Source organism: Vibrio sp. T9 (assembly GCF_003123985.1).
Taxonomy (GTDB): domain Bacteria; phylum Pseudomonadota; class Gammaproteobacteria; order Enterobacterales; family Vibrionaceae; genus Vibrio; species Vibrio diabolicus.
This window is the reverse complement of record NZ_NIGY01000016.1, coordinates 47,416-54,773: the sequence shown is the minus strand read 5'-3', so window position 1 is coordinate 54,773 and position 7,358 is coordinate 47,416. Positions and strand designations below refer to the sequence as shown.

Sequence of the window (7,358 nt, the reverse complement as noted above, 5' to 3'; positions counted from 1 at the left end):
CCCGAAGGTTCAGATAACTCGTTTCCGCTCGACTTGCATGTGTTAGGCCTGCCGCCAGCGTTCAATCTGAGCCATGATCAAACTCTTCAATTTAAGATTTTGTTCGGCTCAATGAATACTGAACATTACATAAAGTAATGTTTGAATTGACTGTGCTGAATCCGAAGATTCAATGGTCACTTCGTTTCATTGAAACCTAATTTGAAACCGAAGTTTCTAATTGGATTATCATCAACGAGTGCCCACACAGATTGATAGGTTTATATTTTTAAAGAGCTTTTCTAACTTATCCAGCAACTTAGTTGCTCGTCGTTAGGGGTGCGTATCTTACTCCGCACCGTGAGAGAGTCAAGCATTTTTTCAAATTTCTTTTTCTCTCACTTCCGACTCGCTGTGTGACTTTCGTCTCACTCCGTGTCGGTGGATGCGCAGTATAGGGAGTTGAGAAATTAGTACAAGCGTTTTTTGCAAAAAAACTTTCAACAGGTCATTAGTTAGCCAAAAGCGTGATATTTGCATATTTCTTCGTCACATTTGAGACATATCACAGCAATTGGTTGGAAAAACACCAACCATATACGTAAGATTCATGTGTCTATTCTGTTAATGGACAATCGATCTCTTTATCACTATGTGTAGTAATTAAAATGACGTCTAAAAAAAATCTGATTTTATGTGCTGGGCTGGCCGTCGTTGGGGGAATCGTCTTCTCTCAAGTCACCATCCCACCAGCCTTGAGTTTTCTCATTGGTGTTATCGCTACTGCTTTTTTATTTTCATTTTCTAGCCAGACACCTTCTATTCAATCAACGGACTCGGATCCATCGACTAAAACTCTGTATGTCGGCAACCTTCCTTATAAGGCCAATGAGAGTCACGTTCGCGATTTGTTTGCTGAATATGGACAGGTCTATGCAGTACGCTTAATGAAAGATAAGCGCACTGGAAAAAGAAGAGGGTTTGGTTTTGTCGTGATGGCTGCGGCAGATGCCAAGCCAGCTATCGCTAAACTTAATGAAAAGGAATATATGGAAAGAACGCTAAAAGTGAGAATTGCGAACGATCCTAAACACCCGGATGGTGGTAAACCAGAACAGGATTAAAACCTAGCTTCTTTAAACAAATGTTCAGTGCATCTTCCTGCCAAGGAGTTGCACTGGCATAAATCGACTTACTTCCCTCTTCCGTATCCTCAATTTCATCACTTAATAGTAATGCTTTTACTCGACGTGCAATGGCTGCACCCGAATCAATTAAAGTAACGTCCCCACCCAAAGCTTGATGAATTTCCTCTTTGATTAAAGGGAAGTGAGTACAACCGAGCACCGCAACGTCTACTTTATCGCGAAGCGGAAGCAGGATTTTTGTCAATTCGTCTAGAGAAACGCTGTTGCCTCGCAACTTCTCTTCGGCCATATCCACCAAGCGAGTTGATCCCAACAGCTCAACTGGTTTGCCTTGCGCAAAGTCTCGTATTAACTCGTGAGTATATTGGCGTGTTACTGTCGCCGGAGTGGCGATCAGCCCTACCCCTTTTGATGCCAAAAGCGATGCGGGTTTAATCGCAGGGACAACACCAACAACGGGAATCGATAGATTTTCACGTAAGGAAGGAAGCACTATGGTGCTTGCCGTATTACAAGCAATGACAACAATGTCGACTTGGTGTTCTTCGACTAATGAAGAGACCAGTTGGTTAACTCGTGAAATGAGTACCGCCTGATCGAGTTCACCATAAGGGTAAGCCTGATTATCGAATAAGTATAAGTAGTCAAGCTGCGGCAATAGGCGATGTATCTCTTGGAATACAGAAAGACCACCAACACCGGAGTCAAAAACTAGGACTTTTTTCTTACTTGCTACTCGCACGAGCCTTACCTAAAGAACAGAAACGTTGCGATCATACTGCTTAGATTTGTTTTGGCAATGCTTTAGCATGGTATCTTTGATGGCTGAATCTATCTCCAGATTCTACATCTCGCTTCGTTAGCTCGATATGCCCTTGAAAAGACGGCGAAGACGTGACCAATGTGTGAAATTCACCATTTTCCCCACAGGGATCAATTTGACTTGGTAATGACTCTATTAGGACTTTGTCATACCAGCTACCACACCACTCTGGAGGGAGAACACTTCCGTCGATGGTGATCAACATAGTTTGAATACCACGCTCTATGATTTCCATCGCTAGCTTTTCGCTGCTCTCCCCTAATAGAGGAAAGACGCACTCCCAACCAGCAGGTTCAATATAGCTGCGTCGATACTCGGCAATGCCATTGCAAAACATATCGCCAAATGCGACAGCTTCTATATTCAGACCACTACTTTGTAATGCATTAACGATGGTCGATTGATAAATGTCGTTACTTGGAAAGACTTCAGGTAGCTCGATAGTAATGAGCGGAAGCGCAAGTAAGTCGGCTTGCATTTGTACGACTTCAAGCGGAGTTGCTTGGAAAGGGACTTCTTTCCCTACGTAAGTCGTGTACAAACCGACAACTTGATAATTTGGATTCTCGTTAAGGCGCTCAAGCGTTAATGTCGAATCTTTACCGCTGGACCAACTGATCACCACTTGCTTGGGTTTCTTCATTCGATTTTCCACCACAAAATATTAAAAACCGCCCGAAGGCGGTTTGTGTTCATTCACGATTAGAATTCGTAGCCAACGTTTAGATAGTACGCTCGCTCAGCGGCAGGGTAACCTTTTGCCATCTCATACTCTTCATCAAATAGATTATCGATACGAGCGCTAATAGAGGTCGACTCATTCGGATAGTAAGTCACAGCCGTATCAACCAACGAGTAAGAAGAAAGCGTGATATCTTGTGAAGGCCAAGTGCTGTAATCCACATCTGGACGCTTACCTACGTACTGATAGCTAACCGACCAGTCCACTTTATCGAAGCTAACTAAAGCGTTCCACTTATACATTTCTTTAGCGCGGCGCTGCAACTGATGCCCTTTATCGTCTTCAGCATCTTTGTAATCTGCACTCAACTGGTGTTGCACAATCCCTGTATCAAACTCAGCAACAAGCTCCACACCTTGGATACGTGTTTCACCATCGACATTCAAATATTTGTATGTGGTTGGATGGTAATCGATAAGATTCGTGATTTTATAGTCATAACCCGTGACGGACCAAAAAACGCCTTGTACATCACCGCTAAATGCTAGTTCCCAAGCATCTGACTCTTCCGGCTTCAGATCTTTCTCACCGTATGTTGGGTCATACTGTTGATATAGGTTTGGAGCCTTAAACGCAGTACCAAAAGAAGCTTTAACCCCAAACTCTGGCACAAACTGGTAACCAGCCGCTAAGCTGTAAGTGAACTCACTACCGTATTCTTCGTTATCATCCAAGCGAGCACTGCCCTCAAGCATTGCTTTATCAATACTAGTGGTTGCCATACCAAACAGAGCGCCATTGGTACGATCAAACGTTTTATTCGCACTCTTGTCTTTGTAAGATTCGTTGCGCCAATCAATACCACCAGCAAACGTCGTATTATTGTTTAGCAAGTAACTGTTGGTCCACTGGACATTTTGCTGCTCAAGTTCATCTTCAGTACCTGAGTGTTTGCCTTTTGCTTGCTCATAGTTCCAAGACTTCTGTTTCTGTGCCGTTACTTGTAGTTCTGACATCACGTTACCAGACTGATATTTACCGCCCAGAGTGGCAGAAAGGTCGTCTTTTTCTGCTTCGTAATAACCGCGACTGCCGTAGCTGCTGTCATATTGATAAACATTTTCGTAAGCACGTAGGTTACCAAATACAGACCACTGGTCATTGAAGTTATGCACGTAACCTAGCAGACCATTCTTTGTATCAAAGCCATGGCGATCGCCGTCATTAACTCCAGGTACAGGACGAACGTTATAACCATCATCACTTTCACTACCAAGCGCGATATTCAGCTGGCCGCTCTCTGTGACTTTAATGCCAGATGCCACACTCAATTCTTGGTAATCTAAGCTACCTAAACCTGCGCTTAACTTCGTTCCTTCTTCGTCAGCACGTGCAATGGTGATGATATTGATCACGCCACCAATCGCTTCTGAGCCATAAAGTGACGCACGCGCACCACGCACGTACTCAATCCGTTGAACGTAAGTAAGTGGGATTTGGTTAAAGTCCACAGCGCCCTTCGCTGCTCGTGCAAAACGTACGCCATCAACCAGTACTAAAACTTGGTCGGAACTGGTTCCACGAACAAATAAAGACGCTAACTGACCACGACCACCATTTTGTGAAACTTGAATCCCAGTAAGACGACGCAATACATCTGGTAGGGTTTTCGCCTGAATGCGATCGATGTCTTGTCGAGTAACTACTTCGACATCTGCCAACGTACGGCTTTCGGCTTGCTCAAAACGGTTTGCAGTAACAACGATGGTTTCGTCAGTGGAGGTTTCTTGGGCCTGTAGATAAGAGACAGGTGAAAGCAGCGATGCCAAAGTGATCGCCAGTGCGGATTTTCTCATTGTATTGTCCTAAATCGCGTAATTCCTTCCGAGCCCTGTCATCATGACAGTCCAGTGCTATGGCTCAGTTGTTGGCAGGTATTCGGACTCAAGAGCACGGGTGTACCGCCTACTTGCTCGACTTCCCACATAAACTAATGCAGTGTCTGATGAGCGTTCGTTCTCTTTTACCGCTGCGCGTCAGTTCTGGATTCACACCAGATTCCCATTTCAGCCATCTAGATTGCTAGATAGCACCAACTTGAGGCAAATATTATTCAGCTATTGATTATTTGTCCAGCCAATATTGCCCTTACAAGTTGTAACGTTTTGATTGATTTTGCTTTCTACTCTGTCTGTACGCACTATCTTTAAATCAATTCCAGTACAAAACTGGACATCCTATTGAGATTGAATAAAATCTGCGCTCTTAAATTGAATGCACCATAAAAGGTAAGATCATGGCTACTCTTGATGTAAACCCACAACGCTACCAAGAACAACTGGCTGAAAAAGTCGAACGTCTCACGGATATGTTCGCGCCATACAACATGCCAGAACTGGAAGTGTTTGAATCACCAGAGCAGCACTACCGCATGCGTGCTGAGTTCCGTGTTTGGCATGAAGGCGAAGATCTTTACTACATCATGTTCAACCAAGAAACTCGTGAGAAATACCGTGTTGACCAATTTCCTGCAGCAAGCCGTCTGATCAACGACCTGATGCCGCTATTGGTTGAAGCGATGAAAGACAACGACTCGCTACGTCGTAAACTGTTCCAGGTGGATTTCCTATCGACGCTAAGTGGTGAGATTCTGGTTTCACTGCTTTACCATCGCCAACTTGATGAAGAGTGGATTGAAAACGCGAAAGCCCTTAAACAGCGTTTAAATGATGAAGGCTTCAATCTAAACATCATTGGTCGTGCTCGTAAGATGAAGATTGTCCTAGACCGCGACTACGTGATCGAGAAGCTCGATGTAAATGGTCAAAGCTACATCTACCAACAAGTGGAGAACAGCTTCACTCAGCCGAACGGCAAAGTCGCAGAGAAGATGCTGGAATGGGCGGTCGACTGTACCCAAGAAAGCACTGGTGACCTACTAGAACTTTACTGTGGTAACGGTAACTTCTCGCTGGCGTTAGCACAGAATTTCGACCGCGTCCTGGCAACTGAGCTAGCTAAGCCATCGGTTGTATCTGCACAGTACAACATCGCGGCCAATAAGATTGATAACGTACAAATCTTACGTCTATCAGCAGAGGAATTTACTCAAGCGATCGAGGGTAAGCGTGAATTCCGTCGTCTACAAGATGCAGGTGTGGATCTGAAGAGCTACAACTGCAACACGATTTTTGTCGACCCACCACGTGCTGGGATGGATGTCGATACTTGTAAAATGGTGCAAGGTTACGAGCGCATCATGTACATCTCTTGTAACCCTGAGACTCTAAAAGAGAACTTGGACATTCTATGCGAAACACACAACGTGACGCGTTTTGCTCTGTTTGACCAATTCCCTTATACCCACCATATGGAAGCGGGCGTGCTATTGGAGCGCAAAGCGTAACCCACCGCGTCAAATACAAAAAAAAGCGAGCTCAATGGCTCGCTTTTTTTAATTTGATTCGTTTTGTTTATTCCGCAGAAGTCTTCTTGCTGACAAAACCTAGCTTCTTACCAATCCATGCGAGTAAGATCATTGAAACCATGATCGCAAAGAAGTTTGATCCTGCTTCTGGGTATTGCGCTTTAATAAACGCAGAGTGACCAAACGCACCTACGAAGAAACACGCCAAGCCAACTAATGGGATATCTTCTGATACCGGATTATTTAGGTACTCTTGGTAAAGAGCTTGTACAGCTAGTACGAGTGCAATCAATGGGAAGATTGAAAACGATACTTCACTCATGGTCAACCATGACAACAAAGCATCACCACACATACCTGCAACCAGTGCCAAAATCAGCGTTTTCTTTTCAGATTTATTTCCATTCGACATTATTCTATCCCGCCTTTTAATCGGTTACGTTCACGTTCTTTGCGATACCAATAGGCCCCTTTGGCTATCATTCGCAATTGCATGATCAATCGCTCGGCGAGTTCATCGCGCTCACGTCGATCTAAATCTAAAGCTTCAGCCCCCGAACTGAAAACCAAAGTCACAGACGCTTCTGCTTGAGTATACGCCTCTTCTCTGGTCACGCCGGTGCTCATTAAATACTCGGTTAATTCTGCCGCAAAATGCTGGATTTCTCGAGCAACAGCGGTACGAAATTCAGCAGAAGTGCCGGAGCGCTCACGCAACAACAAACGAAAGACGTTCGGACTACTTTCAATGAATTCCATAAAGGTTTCGACCGAGGTACGAATTACGCTACCTTCTTTCACAATACGTTGACGCGCCTGACGCATCAGTTGACGTAGTAGCAAACCGCCTTCATCAACCATGGTTAAGCCTAGCTCATCCATATCTTTGAAGTGACGGTAAAAAGAAGTCGGTGCAATCCCTGCCTCTCGGGCGACTTCTCGCAAGCTAAGGCTGGAAAAGCTGCGATCCGCACTTAATTGACTAAATGCCGCATCGATCAATGATCGACGTGTCTTCTCTTTTTGCTGTGCGCGGATTCCCATCGATTTCATTCTTAACTTGCTCTTTTTCTGTAGGGTACAAGAGCCTCAATATAACGCAATTTGCTCCTACGGAGAAAGATATGTTGCTTCGCTCGCTCTGAGCGCCGAGAACGTTACTATTGGCATGCATCTAATTGCAATGTTCTCGATGCAATTTATAGACATACAACATACCAAATCATCCTTTTGGTCGATTCTGCGTGATCACTTCCACTCTCTAACAGGCATTACGTGTACCAATAGAGTAAATGAGTT

Annotated in this window: 7 protein-coding genes, 1 rRNA gene and 1 riboswitch; of the genes, 2 read left to right on the top strand and 6 right to left on the bottom strand. The window is 44.4% G+C overall.

Features of this window, described 5'->3' with window-relative positions; translation table 11 throughout:
• Window positions 1-93: ribosomal RNA gene (locus tag CBX98_RS23290) — 16S ribosomal RNA — on the bottom strand; the annotation flags it as partial.
• A gap of 554 nt (window positions 94-647) precedes the next feature.
• Between CBX98_RS23290 and CBX98_RS23285 the strand changes: the two genes are divergently transcribed.
• Window positions 648-1,103 carry an RNA-binding protein gene (locus tag CBX98_RS23285; RefSeq protein WP_031780357.1) on the top strand — a complete coding sequence of 152 codons (456 nt, stop codon included), beginning with the start codon at window positions 648-650 and terminating at the stop codon, window positions 1,101-1,103.
• On the opposite strand, the gene murI is transcribed toward CBX98_RS23285, so the two are convergent.
• Genes murI through btuB form a run of 3 tightly spaced genes read right to left on the bottom strand, consistent with a single transcriptional unit; the run spans window position 1,066 to window position 4,488 of the window.
• Complete coding sequence (gene murI / locus CBX98_RS23280; RefSeq protein ID WP_109170351.1) at window positions 1,066-1,869, bottom strand: glutamate racemase; 804 nt, start codon at window positions 1,867-1,869, stop codon at window positions 1,066-1,068. The two genes, CBX98_RS23285 and murI, sit on opposite strands and share 38 nt — an antisense overlap.
• A gap of 40 nt (window positions 1,870-1,909) precedes the next feature.
• Complete coding sequence (locus CBX98_RS23275; RefSeq protein WP_005393709.1) at window positions 1,910-2,593, bottom strand: ATPase; 684 nt, start codon at window positions 2,591-2,593, stop codon at window positions 1,910-1,912.
• 59 nt (window positions 2,594-2,652) lie between these two features.
• Window positions 2,653-4,488, bottom strand: a complete 1,836-nt coding sequence (gene btuB / locus CBX98_RS23270) for a TonB-dependent vitamin B12 receptor (protein ID WP_005393711.1) — start codon at window positions 4,486-4,488, stop codon at window positions 2,653-2,655.
• Between the two features lie 55 nt (window positions 4,489-4,543).
• Window positions 4,544-4,744, bottom strand: a riboswitch (cobalamin riboswitch).
• A 184-nt stretch (window positions 4,745-4,928) separates the two neighbouring features.
• Here btuB and trmA point away from each other — a divergent pair.
• Window positions 4,929-6,038: a tRNA (uridine(54)-C5)-methyltransferase TrmA gene (trmA, locus tag CBX98_RS23265; RefSeq protein WP_033907263.1), complete on the top strand. Its 1,110-nt coding sequence runs from the start codon at window positions 4,929-4,931 to the stop codon at window positions 6,036-6,038.
• Window positions 6,039-6,105: 67 nt separating this feature from the next.
• On the opposite strand, the gene CBX98_RS23260 is transcribed toward trmA, so the two are convergent.
• Window positions 6,106-6,471, bottom strand: coding sequence for a YijD family membrane protein (locus CBX98_RS23260; protein WP_005378634.1), 366 nt, complete (start codon window positions 6,469-6,471; stop codon window positions 6,106-6,108).
• Window positions 6,471-7,112, bottom strand: a complete 642-nt coding sequence (gene fabR / locus CBX98_RS23255) for an HTH-type transcriptional repressor FabR (RefSeq protein WP_005378632.1) — start codon at window positions 7,110-7,112, stop codon at window positions 6,471-6,473. Before fabR ends, CBX98_RS23260 begins: the two co-directional genes overlap by 1 nt.
• Window positions 7,113-7,358: the final 246 nt, after the last annotated feature.

Bases quoted from the DNA above. Each gene is read 5' to 3' on its own strand.
- CBX98_RS23285 (WP_031780357.1), top strand. From the start codon at position 648: ATGACGTCTAAAAAAAATCTGATTTTATGTGCTGGGCTGGCCGTCGTT.
- CBX98_RS23275 (WP_005393709.1), bottom strand. From the start codon at position 2,593: ATGAAGAAACCCAAGCAAGTGGTGATCAGTTGGTCCAGCGGTAAAGAT.
- btuB (WP_005393711.1), bottom strand. From the start codon at position 4,488: ATGAGAAAATCCGCACTGGCGATCACTTTGGCATCGCTGCTTTCACCT.
- trmA (WP_033907263.1), top strand. From the start codon at position 4,929: ATGGCTACTCTTGATGTAAACCCACAACGCTACCAAGAACAACTGGCT.
- CBX98_RS23260 (WP_005378634.1), bottom strand. From the start codon at position 6,471: ATGTCGAATGGAAATAAATCTGAAAAGAAAACGCTGATTTTGGCACTG.
- fabR (WP_005378632.1), bottom strand. From the start codon at position 7,112: ATGAAATCGATGGGAATCCGCGCACAGCAAAAAGAGAAGACACGTCGA.